Origin of the sequence: Streptomyces sp. NBC_00568, from assembly GCF_026341855.1 — a bacterium.
In the GTDB taxonomy this organism is placed as follows: domain Bacteria; phylum Actinomycetota; class Actinomycetes; order Streptomycetales; family Streptomycetaceae; genus Streptomyces.
In genome coordinates, this window is the sequence record NZ_JAPENW010000001.1 from 886,998 (window position 1) to 902,924 (window position 15,927).

General features: G+C 72.6%; 14 protein-coding genes and 1 pseudogene. 7 read left to right on the forward strand and 8 right to left on the reverse strand.

The features are described from left to right. Positions 1 to 64 precede the first annotated feature (64 nt). Positions 65 to 1,288: an arginine deiminase gene (locus OOK38_RS03745; RefSeq protein WP_266763500.1), complete on the reverse strand. Its 1,224-nt coding sequence runs from the start codon at positions 1,286 to 1,288 to the stop codon at positions 65 to 67. 159 nt (positions 1,289 to 1,447) lie between these two features. On the opposite strand from OOK38_RS03745, the gene OOK38_RS03750 reads away from it, so the two are divergent. Next, a complete protein-coding gene (locus tag OOK38_RS03750) occupies positions 1,448 to 2,527 on the forward strand; it encodes an SPFH domain-containing protein (RefSeq protein ID WP_266763499.1) in 1,080 nt (359 codons plus the stop codon). Then, positions 2,524 to 3,417 carry a hypothetical protein gene (locus OOK38_RS03755; RefSeq protein WP_266763498.1) on the forward strand — a complete coding sequence of 298 codons (894 nt, stop codon included), beginning with the start codon at positions 2,524 to 2,526 and terminating at the stop codon, positions 3,415 to 3,417. The genes OOK38_RS03750 and OOK38_RS03755 overlap by 4 nt, the downstream gene beginning before the upstream one ends. 602 nt (positions 3,418 to 4,019) lie before the next feature. Here OOK38_RS03755 and OOK38_RS03760 read toward each other — a convergent pair. The 3 genes from OOK38_RS03760 to OOK38_RS03770 form a co-directional block, all read right to left on the reverse strand. Further along, positions 4,020 to 6,563 carry a polynucleotide kinase-phosphatase gene (locus tag OOK38_RS03760; protein ID WP_266848096.1) on the reverse strand — a complete coding sequence of 848 codons (2,544 nt, stop codon included), beginning with the start codon at positions 6,561 to 6,563 and terminating at the stop codon, positions 4,020 to 4,022. Then, complete coding sequence (locus tag OOK38_RS03765; RefSeq protein WP_266763496.1) at positions 6,560 to 8,038, reverse strand: 3' terminal RNA ribose 2'-O-methyltransferase Hen1; 1,479 nt, start codon at positions 8,036 to 8,038, stop codon at positions 6,560 to 6,562. Before OOK38_RS03765 ends, OOK38_RS03760 begins: the two co-directional genes overlap by 4 nt. A 284-nt stretch (positions 8,039 to 8,322) precedes the next feature. After that, the gene (locus OOK38_RS03770) at positions 8,323 to 8,946 is read right to left on the reverse strand and encodes a TetR/AcrR family transcriptional regulator (protein ID WP_266763495.1); all 624 of its coding nucleotides are present in this window, start codon (positions 8,944 to 8,946) and stop codon (positions 8,323 to 8,325) included. 88 nt (positions 8,947 to 9,034) lie between these two features. On the opposite strand from OOK38_RS03770, the gene OOK38_RS03775 reads away from it, so the two are divergent. Together OOK38_RS03775 and OOK38_RS03780 are read left to right on the forward strand one after the other, a co-directional pair. Beyond that, positions 9,035 to 9,748, forward strand: a complete 714-nt coding sequence (locus OOK38_RS03775; protein WP_266763494.1) for an SDR family oxidoreductase — start codon at positions 9,035 to 9,037, stop codon at positions 9,746 to 9,748. Between the two features lie 132 nt (positions 9,749 to 9,880). Then, entirely contained in the window at positions 9,881 to 10,804 is a 924-nt protein-coding gene (locus OOK38_RS03780) for an LLM class F420-dependent oxidoreductase (protein ID WP_266848098.1), read from the forward strand. Positions 10,805 to 11,241: 437 nt separating this feature from the next. Here the strand turns inward: OOK38_RS03780 and OOK38_RS03785 are convergent, their stop codons facing one another. The 4 genes from OOK38_RS03785 to OOK38_RS03800 all read right to left on the reverse strand — a co-directional run bounded on the left by OOK38_RS03785 (position 11,242) and on the right by OOK38_RS03800 (position 14,148). Then, positions 11,242 to 11,721: a DUF6099 family protein gene (locus OOK38_RS03785; protein WP_266763492.1), complete on the reverse strand. Its 480-nt coding sequence runs from the start codon at positions 11,719 to 11,721 to the stop codon at positions 11,242 to 11,244. 253 nt (positions 11,722 to 11,974) lie between these two features. Then, positions 11,975 to 12,307, reverse strand: a complete 333-nt coding sequence (locus OOK38_RS03790) for a nucleotide pyrophosphohydrolase (protein ID WP_266763491.1) — start codon at positions 12,305 to 12,307, stop codon at positions 11,975 to 11,977. Continuing rightward, positions 12,304 to 13,461, reverse strand: a complete 1,158-nt coding sequence (locus OOK38_RS03795) for an AAA family ATPase (RefSeq protein WP_266763490.1) — start codon at positions 13,459 to 13,461, stop codon at positions 12,304 to 12,306. The genes OOK38_RS03790 and OOK38_RS03795 overlap by 4 nt, the downstream gene beginning before the upstream one ends. 297 nt (positions 13,462 to 13,758) lie before the next feature. Next, a complete protein-coding gene (locus tag OOK38_RS03800; RefSeq protein ID WP_266763489.1) occupies positions 13,759 to 14,148 on the reverse strand; it encodes a cell division protein SepF in 390 nt (129 codons plus the stop codon). Between the two features lie 176 nt (positions 14,149 to 14,324). Between OOK38_RS03800 and OOK38_RS03805 the strand changes: the two genes are divergently transcribed. The 3 genes and pseudogenes from OOK38_RS03805 (at position 14,325) to OOK38_RS03815 (ending at position 15,758) form a co-directional block, all read left to right on the forward strand. Continuing rightward, positions 14,325 to 14,744, forward strand: a complete 420-nt coding sequence (locus tag OOK38_RS03805; RefSeq protein ID WP_266763488.1) for a molybdopterin-binding protein — start codon at positions 14,325 to 14,327, stop codon at positions 14,742 to 14,744. 19 nt (positions 14,745 to 14,763) lie between these two features. Further along, positions 14,764 to 14,949: pseudogene (locus tag OOK38_RS03810) on the forward strand (acyl-CoA dehydrogenase family protein); the annotation flags it as partial. Further along, positions 14,949 to 15,758 carry an SDR family NAD(P)-dependent oxidoreductase gene (locus tag OOK38_RS03815; RefSeq protein WP_266763487.1) on the forward strand — a complete coding sequence of 270 codons (810 nt, stop codon included), beginning with the start codon at positions 14,949 to 14,951 and terminating at the stop codon, positions 15,756 to 15,758. The pseudogene OOK38_RS03810 and the gene OOK38_RS03815, both read left to right, overlap by 1 nt. The last annotated feature ends 169 nt before the right edge of the window (positions 15,759 to 15,927 follow it).

Sequence of the window (15,927 nt, forward strand, 5' to 3'; positions counted from 1 at the left end):
GCGCCCCCGGCGGACTCCGGCAACCCCACGGGGAGTCCGGCGCGGTGGCCCCACACCCGGAGCCCTACACGGGATCCCGTTCGACAGGGCAGCTCATACAGCGCGGGCCGCCCCTCCCCCGCCCCAGCTCGCTGCCCGGGATCTCGATCACCTCGATGCCCTGCTTGCGCAGATGGGTATTGGTGGTGGCGTTCCGCTCGTAGGCGACGACGACGCCCGGCTCGACGGCGAGGACGTTGCACCCGTCGTCCCACTGCTCCCGCTCGGCCGCGTGCACGTCCTGCGTGGCGGTCAGGACACGGATCTCGTTGAGGCCGAGCGCCGCGGCGATGGCGCGGTGCATGTGCTCCGGGGGGTGGTCGGTGACCTTCAGTTCCTTCTCCCCCACGCCCGGTTCGATGGTGTACGAGCGGAGCATGCCGAGCCCGGCGTACTGCGTGAAGATGTCGCCGTCGACCATCGTCATCACGGTGTCGAGGTGCATGAGCGCCCGCCGCTTGGGCATGTCGAGCGCCACGATGGTGGTCGCCGAGCCCGCCGCGAACAGCTTGTGCGCGAGCATCTCGACCGCCTGGGGCGTCGTGCGCTCGCTCATGCCGATGAGCACCGCGCCGTTGCCGATGACGAGGACGTCGCCGCCCTCGATGGTGGACGGATAGTCCGCCTGGCCCTCCGACCAGAGGTTGAAGTCCTCCTCACGGAAGAGGGGGTGGTGCCGGTAGATCGCCTCGAAGTGCACGGTCTCGCGCTGCCGGGCCGGCCAGCGCATGGCGTTGATGGAGACCCCGTCGTAGATCCAGGCGGAGGTGTCCCGGGTGAAGAGGTGATTGGGCAGCGGCCGCAGGAGGAAGTCGTCGAGGTCCATGACATGGAAGCGCACGGAGGTCGGCTCCGCGTGCGCGTCCAGGAACTCGCGCTTGGTCATGCCGCCGACGAGCGCGGACGCCAGCTCCGGAGCGGGCAGGGTCTCGAAGGCGGCCCGGAGATGGTCGGTGGCGAGCGGCCCGTACTCCTTCTCGCGGAAGACCCGGTCCAGGACGAGCGACCTGGCCGCCGGGATCGCCAGCGTCTCGGCGAGCAGGTCACCGAAGAGATGGACGGTGACCCCCCGGTCGCGCAGCACGTCGGCGAACCCGTCGTGTTCCGCGCGCGCCCGGCGCACCCAGAGCACGTCGTCGAAGAGCAGGGCGTCCTTATTGCTGGGGGTGAGCCTTTTGAGCTCGAGATCGGGCCGGTGCAGGATGACGCGGCGCAGCCGGCCGGCCTCGGAGTCGACATGGAATCCCATGTCTCCATCCTGACCATCCGGACGCGTGTTCACCCGTGGATCGCCCGAGCCGCACCGCATTAATTTCGTCCTCTTGACGATAAGTGGACCCAGCCGTTATCGTCTCACTGACGACAAAGACGAGGAGCCGCCGGGCCCGCCCGGCGCGAGGGGGACTTCATGGCCGACATCACGCGACGCCTCGGCTGGCGCCATCTGCGCGGGGCGCCCACCGCCCACGTCAGGCACCACCGGTCGGGACGCCTCGTCCACGACGGCCCCGGGCTCAGCTTCTGGTACCGCTCACTGACCGCCGCGCTCTCCGAGGTCCCGGTCGACGACCGCGAGCTGGCGATGACCTTCCACGCCCGTACGTCCGACTTCCAGGACGTCGCGGTGCAGGCGACCGTCACCTACCGCGTCAGCGACCCGGCGGTCGCGGCCACCCGCCTCGACTTCTCCATCGACCCCGACACGGGCGCCTGGCGCGGCACCCCGCTCGAACAGCTGGGGTCGCTGCTGACCGAGACGGCGCAGCAGCACGCGCTCGACGTTCTGGCCCGTACGTCACTGGCGTCGGCCCTGGTCGACGGCGTCGCGGCGGTACGGGAGCGGATCGCGGGCGGCCTCGCCGCCGAACCGCGGCTGCCCGCGACCGGTATCGAGGTGGTCGCCGTGCGGGTCGTCGCCCTGCGCCCGGAGCCCGAGGTGGAACGGGCGCTGCGCACCCCCGCCCGCGAGCAGATCCAGCAGGACGCGGACAAGGCGACGTACGAACGCCGGGCGGTCGCCGTCGAGCGGGAGCGGGCCATCGCCGAGAACGAGCTCGCCAGTCAGATCGAACTCGCCCGGCGCGAGGAGCAGTTGGTCGACCAGCGCGGTACGAACGCGCGCCGCGAGGCCGAGGAGCTCGCGGCGGCGGACGGGGTGCGCGCCGAGGCGGAGGCGGCCCGCACGGTCCGGCTGGCCGAGGCGGAGGCCACCCGGTCGCTGCGGCTCGCCGAGGCGGAGGCCACCCGGAAGGTGCGGCTCGCCGGGGCCGAGGCGCAAGCGGAGCGCGAGGTCGGCGCTGCACGGGCCGAGGCGCAGGCGGCCTGGCTGCGGGTCCACGGCGACGCGGACATCGCCACGCTGCACGCCCTGACCGGCACCCGGCTCGCGGAGAACCTGCCGCGGATCGAAAGCGTCACGGTGTCGCCGGACGTCCTCACCGGGCTGCTCGCCAAGCTGGGCAACGGGGCCGCCGGGGACCCGGCGTGAGCCTCGCGCCCCGGGTCGTCCTCGTCCATCGGACCACCGAGTACGAGGAGTTGGTGGCCCGGCACGGCACGCACGGGCAGGCGGCGTTCTTCCTGTCCTCCCGCGGCCGGGACATCAAGGAGGTGGCCGAACGGCACCGGCGGACCCGCGAGGCGCTCGCCGAGGTGGTGTCGGCCATTCCGCTGACCTGGCGTCAGGCACGGCTGGAGCGGGCCGACTTGGACCGCTTCCTGTTCGCGCCGGAGGACGTGGTGGTCGTGGTCGGGCAGGACGGGCTGGTCGCGAACGTCGCCAAGTACCTGGTGGGCCAGCCGGTGGTGGGGATCGACGCGGACCCCGGGCGCAATCCGGGTGTGCTGGTGCGGCACCGGCCCGGGGACGCCGGCGCACTGCTCGCCTCGGCGCACGGGGGCGCCGCCGACGAGCTGACCATGGTCGAGGCCGTCGCGGACGACACCCAGCGGCTGGTCGCTCTCAACGAGATCTACCTGGGGGCCGCGGGCCATCAGACGGCCCGCTATCGGCTGGGGCTCGACGAGTACGGGGGTGCCGTCGAGCCCCAGGCGTCCTCCGGGGTGCTGGTGGGGACCGGGACCGGGGCCAGCGGCTGGCTCCGGTCGGTGTGGCAGGAGCGGGGCGGGGGGCTGCCGCTGCCGGGGCCCACGGACGAACGCCTGCTGTGGTTCGTCCGCGAGGCCTGGCCTTCGCCGGCCACCGGCACCTCGCTGGTGGCCGGTGAGCTCACCGCGTCCGGGCGGCTGTCCCTCACCGTGGAGTCGGACCGGCTCATCGCGTTCGGGGACGGGATGGAGGGGGACGCCGTGGAGTTGATGTGGGGGCAGACCGTACGGGTGGGGGTGGCCGGGGTGCGGCTCCGGCTGGTGGGCTGACGGGCCTGGCGGCCCCTAGCCCCAGCCGTCGCCGGACCCCGCCGGGCCCCGGCGCCCCGGACCGGGCGTCGCCGTCCCCGGCCGGGGTCTCGCCAACCGGCGGGACCGTCGCCGTACCCCTGCCGGGTGCCGGTCGGCTGCGGGCCCGGTGGGGGCTGATCGCGCAGTTCCCCGCGCCCCTCACCGGCATCCCGGCCGACCCGGGCCTGACAGTGGCCCCGGGCCCGGCGCAGCCTAGAGGTCTCCCCTTACACCGCGGACCGGTGGGGGCTGATCGCGCAGTTCCCCGCGCCCCTGACCGGCATCCCGGCCGACCCGGGCCTGGCGGTGCCCCGGGCCGGGCGCAGCCCAGAGGTCTCCCCTTCACCGCGGGCCGGTGGGGGCCGGGCGCGCAGTTCCCCGCGGGCCGGTGGGGGCCGGGCGCGCCGTTCCTCGCGGGCCGGTGGGGGCCGGGCGCGCCGTTCCCCGCGGGCCGGTGGGGGCCGGGCGCGCCGTTCCCCGCGGGCCGGTGGGGGCCGGGCGCGCCGTTCCCCGCGCCCCTGGCGGGGCGCCCCGGGCCGGGCACTGCCGGGAGAGCCCTTTGCCCCGTACGGGGCGTCCCGCTAGAGGCGGGGGTCGACCGGTTCGGATTCCAGGGAGAGGATGCCGAACACCGCCTCGTGGACGCGCCACAGGGGCTCGCCCTCGGCCAGGCGGTCCAGGGCCTCGAGGCCCAGGGCGTACTCCCGGACGGCCAGGGACCGCTTGTGGTTGAGGAAGCGGCCGCGCAGGCGGGCGAGATTCTCCGGGCGGGTGTACTCCGGGCCGTAGATGATCCGCAGGTACTCGCGGCCCCGGCACTTGATGCCGGGCTGCACCAGGCGCCCCTGACCGGTGCGCACCACCGCTCCGACCGGCTTCACGACCATGCCTTCGCCGCCGCGGCCGGTCATCTCCAGCCACCAGTCGACACCGGCCCGCACCGACTCCGGGTCACCCGTGTCGACGAAGAGCCGCCGGGTGGTGTGCAGCAGCCCGGCCCCGTCGTGCTCCACGAGCCGGTCGATCAGGGCGAGTTGCTCGTCGTGCGGCAGCGCGGCGAGGCTCCGGCCCTGGACGGCCAGGATCTGGAACGGCGCGAGGCGGACGCCTTCGAGGCCGTCCGTGGTCCAGCAGTAACGGCGGTACGCGTCCGTGAACGCCTGGGCGTCCGCGGCCCGTTCGCGCTGGCGCGCGAGGAGGTCCGTGACGTCGACGCCTCGCGCCGCCACCCCTTCGAGCGCGGTCAGCACTCCCGGGAACACCGCCCCGGACGCGGCGCCGACAGCGGCGTACTGACTGCGCAGCAGCCCGGACGCCTTCAGCGACCACGGCATCAACTCGGCGTCGAGCAGCACCCAGTCGGTGCCGAGCTCCTCCCACAGCCCCGCGGCGGTCATGGCCTCCCGCAGCCGCCCGAGGATCTCCTCGGTGACGGCGCCGTCGTCGAAGAAGGGGCGGCCGGTACGCGTGTACAGCGACCCGGTGGGGCCGTCGACACCGAACCGCTCGCGCGCCGCGCCCGCGTCGCGGCAGACCAGGGCCACCGCCCGCGACCCCATGTGCTTCTCCTCGCACACGACCCGGGCGACCCCGTCGTCCCGGTACTGGGCGAAGGCCTCGGCGGGGTGCTCCAGATAGCCCTCGACGTGCGAGGTAGCGGTCGGCGCCATGGTCGGCGGCAGGTACGGGAGCAGCCGGGGGTCCACCGCGAAGCGGCTCATGACCTCCAGAGCGGCCGCCGCGTTCTCCTCGCGGACGGCCACCCGGCCGGCGTACCGGGTCTCGACGGCCCTGCGGCCGTGCACGTCCGCGAGGTCCAGCGGACGGCCCTCGTGCCCGCCCGGCGCCTCGGTGGCCAGCGGCTTGGCCGGCTCGTACCAGACCCGCTCGGCCGGTACGTCGACGAGCTCGCGCTCCGGCCAGCGCAGCGCGGTGAGCTTGCCGCCGAAGACGGCACCGGTGTCCAGGCAGATGGTGTTGTTGAGCCAGGTGGCCGTGGGAACCGGGGTGTGCCCGTACACGACCGCCGCGCGGCCCCGGTAGTCCTCCGCCCACGGGTAGCGCACGGGCAGCCCGAACTCGTCGGTCTCCCCCGTCGTGTCCCCGTACAGCGCGTGCGAGCGCACCCGGCCCGAGGTGCGGCCGTGGTACTTCTCGGGCAGGCCGGCGTGACAGACGACGAGCCGCCCGCCGTCGAGGACGTAGTGGCTGACCAGCCCGTCGACGAACTCCCGGACCGTGGCGCGGAACTCGTCGCTCTCCCGGTCCAACTGCTCGATGGTCTCGACGAGTCCGTGGCTGTGCTGGACCTTGCGGCCCTTGAGGTAGCGGCCGAGCTTGTTCTCGTGGTTTCCGGGAACGCACAGGGCGTTGCCCGAGCCGACCATGGACATCACCCGGCGCAGCACGCCGGGCGAGTCCGGGCCGCGGTCGACGAGGTCGCCGACGAAGACGGCCGTACGACCCTCGGGGTGCGCACCGTCGACATAGCCGAGCTTGCCGAGCAGGGCCTCCAACTCCGAGGCGCAGCCGTGGATGTCGCCGACGATGTCGAACGGTCCGGTGAGGTGGGTCAGGTCGTTGAACCGCTTCTCGGTCACCACCGACGCGTTCTCGATGTCCTCCACGCCACGCAGGACGTGCACCTTGCGGAATCCCTCGCGCTCCAACTGGCGCAGCGAGCGGCGCAGTTCGCGGATGTGGCGCTGGATGACGCGGCGCGGCATGTCGGCGCGGTCGGTGCGCGCCGCGTTGCGCTGGGCGCAGATCTCCTCCGGCACGTCGAGGACGACGGCGATGGGCAGCACGTCGTACTTCTTGGCGAGTTCGATCAGCCGGCGGCGGCTGTCCTGCTGGACGCTGGTCGCGTCGACGACGGTCCGGCGGCCGGCCGCGAGCCGCTTGCCCGCGATGTAGTACAGCACGTCGAAGGCGTCGCCGCTGACGCTCTGGTCGTTCTCGTCGTCGGCGACCAGGCCGCGGCAGAAGTCGCTGGAGATGATCTCCGTCGGCTTGAAGTGCCGTCGGGCGAAGGTCGACTTGCCGGAACCCGACGCGCCGATCAGCACCACGAGGGAGAGGTCGGTGACGGGCAGTACGCGCCCCTGGTAGGTCTCGTCGCTCATGCGGCCTTCTCCTCCTTCTTCGCGGTCGTGTCGGCTGTGGCCAGGGTGAAGACGGCCATCTGGGTCGGCGGGCCGACCTCGGGGTCGTCGAGGCCGACGGGGGTGAACTCCACGTCGTAGCCGTGCCGTCCGGCCACCTCGCGGGCCCACGAACGGAACTCCTCGCGGGTCCATTCGAAGCGGTGGTCGCCGTGCCGGGAGTGTCCGGCCGGCAGGGTCTCCCAGCGGACGTTGTACTCGACGTTCGGGGTCGTCACGAGGACGGTCCGCGGGCGCGCGGAGCCGAACACCGCGTACTCCAGGGCGGGCAGCCGGGGCAGGTCGAGGTGCTCGATGACCTCGCTGAGCACGGCGGCGTCGTATCCCTTGAGCCGGCGGTCGGTGTAGGCGAGGGAGCCCTGGAAGAGCTGGACGCGCGCGGCCTGCCGCTCGCCCATGCGGTCCAGCTTGAGCCGGCGCGAGGCGATGGTGAGCGCGCGTATCGACACGTCGACACCGACGATCTCGGTGAACCGGGTGTCCTTGAGCAGCGCCTGCACCAACTGGCCCTGTCCGCAGCCGAGATCGAGCACCCGGCTCGCGCCGGACGCGTGCAGCGCGGTGAGGATCGCGTCCCGGCGCAGCACGGCGAGCGGCACCGGCTTCTCCTCGGTGTCGTTCTCCTCGTCCACCGCGTTGTCGATCTCCTCGACCTCGGTGTCGTCGGTCTCGGCAAGCCGGACGAGTTCGAGCCGCTCCATGGCCTCCCGCGTCAGCGACCAGCGCCGGGAGAGATAGCGGCTGGTGATCAGCTTGTGTTCGGGGTGGTCGGGCAGCCAGCCCTCGCCGGCCCGCAGCAGCTTGTCGACCTCGTCGGAGGACACCCAGTAGTGCTTGGCGTCGTCGAGGACCGGGAGCAGCACATAGAGGTGGCGCAGGGCCTCGGCGAGCGTCAGCCCCTCCGCCGCCAGTTCCAGGCGGACGTAACGGGAGTCGCCCCACTCCGGGAACTGCTCGTCCAGCGGCACGGCCTCGACCGTCACCGTCCAGCCCAGCGGTTCGAAGAGCCCGCGGACGAGGTCGGCACCGCCGCGTGCGGGCAGCGCGGGCACCTCGACGCGCAGGGGTCTGGCCTCGGCCGGCAGCTCGGGCCTCGCAGTGCACTGGCCCTTCATCGCGCTGGAGAAGACGCCGCTCAGCGCCACGGCGAGCAGCGAGGACGCGGCGTACGGGCGGTCGTTGACGTACTGCGCGAGCGCCGCGTCGGGGGCGCCGCCGCGCCCCTTGCCCTTGCCTCGCCGGACCAGCGCCACCGCGTCGACCTCGAGCAGCAGCGCGGCCGTGCATCGCTCGACGGTCGCCTCGGGGTACAGCACATGCGCCGTGCCGTACGAGGTCGAGAACGTCTGCGCCTTGTCGGGATGCTTGTGCAGCAGGAAGCCGAGATCGGTCGCGGGGCGCTCTGGGGTACCGGTGGTACTGATCGTCAGGAACACAGTGGGTCTGCCTCGAAACGTCTGCTGAGCTGCGGGAACCGACTGGGCGGCCGACGTGTGCACCGGGGTGCACCGCGTCGGTGCCGATGGGCCACAGCGGTGGGCGAGCGCGCCTCGGCCGTCGCCGCTTCCGGCGCTCCCTCCCGGCACGCGCGGCCGTGGCCACGCCGCGCCGCGGTCGACCGCGGGGGCGACGCCTGTCCTCGGCGCGCCCCCACAACGTACAGCGAACACCCCAGGTGGACCCGGGGTTTTTCGGCTCCTCGGAGGGCGGGCGGCCGGGGTCAGCCGGAAGTCCGGGGCCCTTGGTGCGGGGCATCGCCGTGCCCGTTCAGGCCCGCGCTGTCGAGCAGGGTGGCGGCGGTCGCGACGGCGAGGCCGTCCAGGCCCACGCCCTGCATGACGGCACGGACGCTCGATCCGTCGAAGGCGACGGTCAGTTGGCGGGCGAGCAGCGCGGGATCCGCGGCTCCCCCGCGCTCCGCCTCCGCCCGGAAGAACGCGGTCAGCGCGTCCTTGCAGCGGCGTGCCACCAGGCTCGCGGGGTGATCCGGCGCCTTCAGCTCCGCGGTCACGGCCACGAAGGGGCAGCCGCGGAAGTCCGGGCGGGCGGCGAGCTCCTCGAGCCGCTCGAAGACGTGCAGGACGCGTGCACGCGGCGGCCGGTCGTCCTCGGCGGGCAGCAGGAACGCCTGGTAGGCGGGCGCGCTGCGTTCCAGGCTCGCCGCGAGGACCCCGTCCTTGCTGTCGAACAGCTGGTACATCGAGCGCTTGGACACCCCGGCCACCCGGCACAGCGCCTCGACGCCGACGCCGACGCCCTCGCGGTAGAAGAGCTCGGCCGCGGCGTCGAGCAGCCGGTCGCGGGTCGAGGCGCCGGCGGTCGCGGTCGGTGTCGCCTGTGTCATGGGCCCAGCTTACGTTCTCCGATTGCGCTATGGAAACCGATCGGTTTACAGTTGTTGGAAACCGATCGGTTTCCAAGAGGAGAAGCTCATGACCAGCATCGAAGGTTCGGTGGCGCTCGTGACGGGCGGCAGCCGCGGCATCGGCAAGGCGCTCGTGGAGGCCCTCTACGAACGCGGCGCCCGGAAGGTCTACGCGACGGCCCGCGACCCTCGGACCGTCTCCCACCCCGACGCGGTGCCGCTTGCGCTGGAGGTCACCGACCCGGCATCGGTCGCGGCCGCCGCCGCGCAGGCCCAGGACGTCACACTCCTGATCAACAACGCGGGCGCCACGGCCTCCACGTCCTTCCTCGAGTCCCCCGTCGAGGACGTACGGCGTGAGTTCGACATCAACTTCTTCGGGCCGCTGCTCACCACCCGGGCCTTCGTCCCGGCCCTGGAGCGCAACGGCGACGGGCACATCCTGACCGTCCACTCGGTGCTGTCGTGGGTGACGGTGCCCGGGACCGACGGCTACAGCGCCGCGAAGGCCGCCCTGTGGTCCCAGAGCAACGCCCTGCGCCTGGAGCTCCAGCCGCGCGGCATCAAGGTCACGGGGCTGCACGTCGGCTACGTCGACACCGATCTGACCGCGGGCCTCGACGTGTCCAAGATCTCCGCACACAGCGTCGCCGAGCAGGCCCTCGACGGCATCGAGACGGACGCCCACGAGGTCCTCGCGGACGCGATCACCCGCCAGGTCAAGGCCGGCCTCTCCGGTGAACTGAGCGCGCTGTATCCCCAGCTCGCCGGACAGCGGTAGCCCGCCGCGAGCCTCGCCGACGGAGCCGCCCCACCCCCTGCGGGCCCCGTCGGCCATGGCGCTTCCCGATCGGGAAAGGCGTGACAGCGGTTCGGCACGGGGCGGCTGTTGTGACCGGTGCATGATGGATACATGGATCTTCGAGTCTTCACAGAACCGCAGCAAGGCGCGACCTACGAGACGCTGCTCCGCGTCGCCAAGGCCGCCGAAGACCTCCACTACGGAGCCTTCTTCCGTTCTGATCACTATGTGCACATGGGATCCGTCGACGGACTCCCCGGTCCCACCGACGCCTGGATCACCCTGGCCGGCATCGCCCGCGAGACGAAACGTATCCGCCTGGGCACCCTGATGACTGCCGGAACCTTTCGCCTCCCCGGGGTTCTCGCCATTCAGGTCGCACAGGTCGACCAGATGTCGGGCGGCCGGGTGGAACTCGGTCTGGGTGCCGGCTGGTACGAGGCCGAGCACACGGCGTACGGCATTCCGTTCCCCAAGGGGAAGTTCGGCCGGCTGGAGGAGCAACTGGCCGTCGTCACCGGGCTGTGGGCGACGCCGGTCGGCGAGCGGTTCACTTTCGACGGGACGTACTACCAGCTCAAGGACTCACCCGCGCTGCCGAAGCCCGCGCAGTCGAAGGTGCCGGTCCTGATCGGCGGCCACGGGGCCAGGCGGACCCCGGCGCTCGCGGCGCGCTACGCCGACGAGTTCAATATCCCGTTCGCCTCCGTCGCGGACACGGAGCAGCAGTTCGGCCGGGTGCGCGCGGCCTTGCGGCAGACCGGGCGCAAGACCGACGAACTCGTCTACTCCAACGCCCTGGTGGCCTGCGTCGGCCGGACCGACAGCGAGGTGAGGCGTCGGGCGGACGCCATCGGGCGCAATGTCGACGAGCTGAAGGCGAACGGGCTCGCGGGGTCTCCCGCGGAGGTCGTCGAACGGATCGCCCAGTACCAGGCGGTGGGTTCCCAGCGGATGTATCTCCAGATGCTCGACCTCGACGACCTGGACCAACTGGACCTGATCGCCTCCCAGGTGACACCCCAGCTCGACTGAGCGGTCGGGCCTCGCGGGCGTTTTGTCGGTCGGTCATTTGCCGCGACGGAGGCGGTCGGTTCGCCTGCGGAGGCGATCGGGTCGCTCACTGCGGCGGAGACGGGCGGTTCGCCTGCCGAGCCGGGCCTCGCAGGCGGCTCGATCGGTCGGCTGTTGCGGCCGAGGCGGGCGGTCCGCCTGCGGAGGCGGGCTTCGCAGGCGGCTCGATCGGTCGGCTGCTGCGGCTGAGGCGGGCGGTTCGGCTGCCGAGGCGATCAGGTCGCTCACTGCGGCGGAGGCCGGGCGGTTTCCGTGGCACGGCGGAGGCGGCCGGTTCGCGTGGCGCGGTGGAGGCCGGTCGAATCGCGTGGCGCGGCGGAGGCGGGCGGTTCGCGTGGCGCGGCGGAGGACGGTCGGACGGTGGTGACGGCGCGGGTCCGGCAGCAGGGCCCGCATTCCTACCCCGCGGCCGAATCCCTCTCCACCACTCGCTTCTCGTCCCGCACCGCGAGACGCCTCAGCATCTCCAGGACGCGGTCACGGGACTCGTCCGCCGCGTCGATCGCCTCCATGCACTGCCAGTAGGTCCCCTCGTCGGCGGCGGCGCAGGCCACGCCGACCAGGGCTATGCCGACCTCGCCCAGCAGGCCGCCGAGGCAGAGCAGCGACTCGCGCGCGTCGCCCAACTCGGTGAGCTGGGCCGCGCGTAACGCGTCGAGCCCCAGGGCGGGGCTGCCGAGCACTCCGCAGCCGCGGCCCGCCAGCTCGGTCAGACCGAGGGCCTCGCCGCGGAGTTCGGGAGGCCCGGACACGGCCAGGCGGCTGCCGATCGCCTGGGCCAGGGAATGCGCCTGCCACGCTTCCGCCATCACCTCCGGGGCGTCACCGCTCTCCGCCAGGGCACGTCTGCTGGCCACGATGAGCCGCACCGCTTCCATGCGCTGCCCCCGTCTGTCCGACGCGCTCTCGCACGTCCGCCCGAACTCCCTTGTTCACTACCCAGAGTGAAGTCCCTTGAGACGAAAAGCCAGAGGAAGCCCGAAATCTGTGGACACGGAATTGCATCGGGACAACTCGATGACTCCGGAGAGTGATGGATTCCTCTTTTCGGGCTCCGTGACGGCCGCGACGTCAGGGGCTCTCCGGTGCCGGGAAGCGACGTCAGGGGCTCTCCGGTGCCGGGAAGCGACGTCAGGGGCTCTCCGGTGCCGGGAACCTCCGCTCGTTCCTGTCGATCTTCGCGTCGAGAGCGGCGAGCGGGTCGATGCCCAGCACCTCACAGAACTGGAGCAGATACGCGAGGACGTCCGCGACCTCGTCGGTGACGCGGTGCGCGGTGTCCCCGTCGTCCATGACGCGGGCCGACTCCTCCGGCGTCAACCACTGGAAGATCTCGACGAGTTCGGAGGCCTCCACGCTCAGCGCGGCGACCAGGTTCTTGGGGGTGTGGTACGGCTGCCAGTTCCGCGCGGCCGCGAACTCGGCCAGTCTGCGCTGCAGCGTCGCTACGTCAAGTTCACTCACGGCGTCAGGTCTACCACCGTGGCCCCGGCCGCCCCGTACGCCTGAGCCCCGTCGCTCACCGTGCCCACCAGCCGGATGTGTCCCCGCTCGCACATCCGCGTCGCCAGTCGCACCAGTTCCCCGGTCTGCCGGGCGTCCAGCCCGCGGTCGAGACCGTCGGCCAGGACCGTCAGCGACTGGTACGCGGCCGGAACCTCGCCCGCCGGGTCGACCTCCAGGACCCCGGGCCCGGTGAGCAGCACCAGGGCCAGCGCGAGATACCGCAGCTCGCCGTCCCCGAGCAGCCCCAGCGGCGTACGGACGCCGTCGCCGCGGTCGAGGAGCGCCCGGACCGTGCCGTCACCGAGCAACTCGGCCGGCAGGTCGGTGACCGTACCCGCGCAGCCGGCGCGCACCGCCGCGACCAGGTGGGCGTAGCGACGGCCGCATTCCGAACGGGTGCGCCAGAGCACGTCGGCGAGGTTGCCGCAGCCCCGCAGGAGCCGCCCGGAGCCGAGGCTTACGGGCGGCCGCATGGTGTCCGGGCTCGGATCGCAGGCGTAGACGGAGCGCAGTGCGAGCACCATCTGCTCGGCGGCGGCGAGGACTTGGCACTCGCCGGGGGTGCGGCCCGCGATCCGCAGGGGCAGCAGCGCGGTGCCGAGGCGGTCGTCGGGCAGCGGGACCCTGGTCACCACGGCGGAACCGCCGGTGTGCCAGGCCGCCTGGACGGACGGGCGGCCCGGGTCGCGCAGCGCCGTCTCCAGCAGGGTCAGCCCGCCCGCCGACAACCGCTCGCCCACGACGCGCAGTTCGGGTTCGGCCTGCACGGCGACATCGAGCCGGACCGGGCCTTCGGGTCCGTCCACCGTGCAGCCGATGCGGAAGCCCCGGCGGCGCTGGGCGTCGGGCCGCGACCGCTCGGGCACACAGCCGACCGGGTCCGGGAACACCTCCCGGAGCTCGGCACCGGCACCGAGCCGCGCCAGCGCCTCGTAGGCCCGCAGGACGGCCGTCTTGCCGCTGCCGCTGGGGCCGGTGACGAGGGTGAGCGGTCCGAGCGGGAACCGGACGCGGCGATGGGTGGCGAAGGCGGCGAGCCGCAGCTCGGTGACGCCCGGACGGCCGGGGCGCGCCTCCGCCGCCGTGGGGGCTTCCGGCGAGGACAGGGTCATATGCGGACGGTAGGCCTCCACCGGGAGACGAACCGTTACACCCGGGGGACCTTCCTACGATCGGGGGACGGGACCACCCGATCCCGCGGCCGGGAACTCCGCCGGGCTGCCGACGAGGGCCCCTCTTCGCGGGTGCGTGTCCCGGCCCCTCGGGCGCGAGTGCCCTCGGGCGCGAGTGCCCTCGGGCGCGAGTGCCCAATGGCCGGCCCCGCCTCGCGGACCCTCCCCCGTTGCCGCGGGATCTCCTCGTCGGCCCCCGCCGCAGGGAGAACTTTCGCCCTCCCCCGCGCCGCGGAGTCAGAGTCCGGGGACTCCCACCCCCTCCATCAGCCCCCGTACCTCGGTCCCCGGTGGCGTCAGCAGGAACACGTTCCGGTCGACCCGGTGCATGCCGCTGGCGAGGCCGAAGACCACCCCGGTACTGAAGTCCAGGACCCGCTTCGCGACGTCGGTCTCCGCGCCGGTCAGGTCGAGGAGGACCGGGATGCCGGACATCAGCGTCTCGGCGACATCGCGGGCGTCCGCGAACACATTGACCCGCAGGACCACGAAGCGGCGCCGCGTCTCGGTCTCGGCCTCGGGCATCGACCGGTGGCGGACCGCCGAGGGCCAGGCGTCCCGGCCGCGCAACGGAACGACCTGGGCGAGCCCTTCCCACTGTTCATCGGTGACGTCGTGGCTGTTCATCGGTCCACCCCGTCCTGGCTCGCACTCGTTGTCTGCACCGGGCAATTCTTACGCATGGTCACCCGTTCGGCCCAACAGCGACACGGTCCGCGACCCGGACGGAGGGACGGCGCGTGCGGCAAGCTACGCGTAACCGTCCATATCCATCACGCCCCACAGCAATCGAGGCCTCCCCCATGAGCCTGAGCATCCGCAATCAACTCCCCGGCACCGTCACGTCCGTCACCCCGGGTGAGGTGATGGCGACGGTGAAGGTCCGGCTCGACGCCGGGCAGGAGATCACCGCGGCCGTCACCCTGGAGGCCGTGAGCGAGCTCGGCCTGACGTCCGGCTCCACCGTGCGGGCCCTCGTCAAGGCGACCGAGGTGTCCCTGGCGACCGCCCCGGTCACCGGCGTGAGCATCCGCAACCAGCTGCCGGGCACGGTCACCGACGTCGCCTCCGGGGGCGCCATGGCCCGCGTCAAGCTCCAGATCGCGGGCGGCGAGCTGACGTCCGCGATCACCAAGGACGCCGTCACGGAACTGGGCCTCTCGGCGGGTTCCGAGGTCGTCGCGCTCATCAAGTCCACCGAGGTGTCGCTGTCCAACGCCTGACGGGCCGAACGGGCGGCGGGCGGTGAGCGTGCTCTGCCGTGAGGAACGACGGGCGGTGGATCGGTGCCCGCAACTGTTCGGCGGGTACGGGAACATGCTGGAATATCCCATCGCCCGGCTGTCCACGGACGCGCGCATCATCCGGATCTACGCCGGGACCAGCGAGGTCATGAAGGTCATGATCGCCAAATCCCTGGGACTGTGATGTCGGAGACGTCGGACTTCTCGCAACGAGCGGATTTCTCGCATCGGAAGGGTGTCGCGTTCGTCGCGGGCGGCACCGGCGGTATCGGCGCCGCGATCGTACGGATGCTGGCCGAGCGGGGCAGCGACGTGGCGTTCACGTATCGCTCCAGCCGGGCGGCCGCCGACTCGCTCGCCCGGGAGATCGCGGAGGAGTTCGCGGAGCAGGACCGTCATGTCATGGCTCTGCGGCTCGACTTGGGAGAGGAGCAGGCCGTCGCCGCCGCCGTGTCCGAGGCTGCCGCGGCGTTCGGCGGCCTGCACACCCTCGTCTACGCGGCCGGTCCGCATGTGCCGATGGTGCATCTGAGCAAGGTCACGCCGAGCCGGTACCGCGCCCAACTCGACGCGGACGCGGGGGGTTTCTTCAATCTGGTGCATCCCGCGCTGCCCTTGCTGCGGGAGAGCCGGGGCAGCGTCGTCGCCGTCACCACCGTGGCCACCCGCCGGTTCCCCGTCCGCGACGGACTCTCCTCGGGCACCAAAGGGGCGGTCGAGGCCGTCGCCCGTGCCCTGGCCGCGGAAGAAGGGCGCTACGGCGTCCGGGTGAACTGCGTCGGGCCCGGCATGCTCACCGACGGCATCGCCGCCCGCCTGATCAGCTCCGGCGAACTCGACGACGCGGCCCTGGAGATCACCCGCCGCAACATTCCCCTGCGCCGCTTCGGCACCGCGGGGGACATCGCCGAGGCCGTCGCGTTCCTGGCCTCGGACCGCGCGGGCTTCATCACGGGACAGGCGCTGGGGGTGGACGGGGGGTACAGCGTGTAGCTCTCCCCGGCCGGCCTGCCGTATCGGGCGTCAGACACAGATCGTCCAGCACACCGGCCGCGTCCAGGCCCGTCGGTCCAGGCCATCGGTCCAGCCCCCCAACACGCCGTACCAGCAGACCTGTTCAGCCGTCGTACGAACCGGGCTCGCCCCACTCCCGTACCGACCG

What these genes read in the sequence shown, in the direction of transcription:
- OOK38_RS03775 (WP_266763494.1), top strand. Translation starts at nt 9,035, where the DNA reads ATGACCAGCATCGAAGGTTCGGTGGCGCTCGTGACGGGCGGCAGCCGC.
- OOK38_RS03800 (WP_266763489.1), bottom strand. Translation starts at nt 14,148, where the DNA reads ATGAACAGCCACGACGTCACCGATGAACAGTGGGAAGGGCTCGCCCAG.
- OOK38_RS03805 (WP_266763488.1), top strand. Translation starts at nt 14,325, where the DNA reads ATGAGCCTGAGCATCCGCAATCAACTCCCCGGCACCGTCACGTCCGTC.
- OOK38_RS03750 (WP_266763499.1), top strand. Translation starts at nt 1,448, where the DNA reads ATGGCCGACATCACGCGACGCCTCGGCTGGCGCCATCTGCGCGGGGCG.
- OOK38_RS03785 (WP_266763492.1), bottom strand. Translation starts at nt 11,721, where the DNA reads ATGGAAGCGGTGCGGCTCATCGTGGCCAGCAGACGTGCCCTGGCGGAG.
- OOK38_RS03815 (WP_266763487.1), top strand. Translation starts at nt 14,949, where the DNA reads ATGTCGGAGACGTCGGACTTCTCGCAACGAGCGGATTTCTCGCATCGG.
- OOK38_RS03780 (WP_266848098.1), top strand. Translation starts at nt 9,881, where the DNA reads ATGGATCTTCGAGTCTTCACAGAACCGCAGCAAGGCGCGACCTACGAG.
- OOK38_RS03745 (WP_266763500.1), bottom strand. Translation starts at nt 1,288, where the DNA reads ATGGGATTCCATGTCGACTCCGAGGCCGGCCGGCTGCGCCGCGTCATC.
- OOK38_RS03760 (WP_266848096.1), bottom strand. Translation starts at nt 6,563, where the DNA reads ATGAGCGACGAGACCTACCAGGGGCGCGTACTGCCCGTCACCGACCTC.
- OOK38_RS03795 (WP_266763490.1), bottom strand. Translation starts at nt 13,461, where the DNA reads ATGACCCTGTCCTCGCCGGAAGCCCCCACGGCGGCGGAGGCGCGCCCC.
- OOK38_RS03770 (WP_266763495.1), bottom strand. Translation starts at nt 8,946, where the DNA reads ATGACACAGGCGACACCGACCGCGACCGCCGGCGCCTCGACCCGCGAC.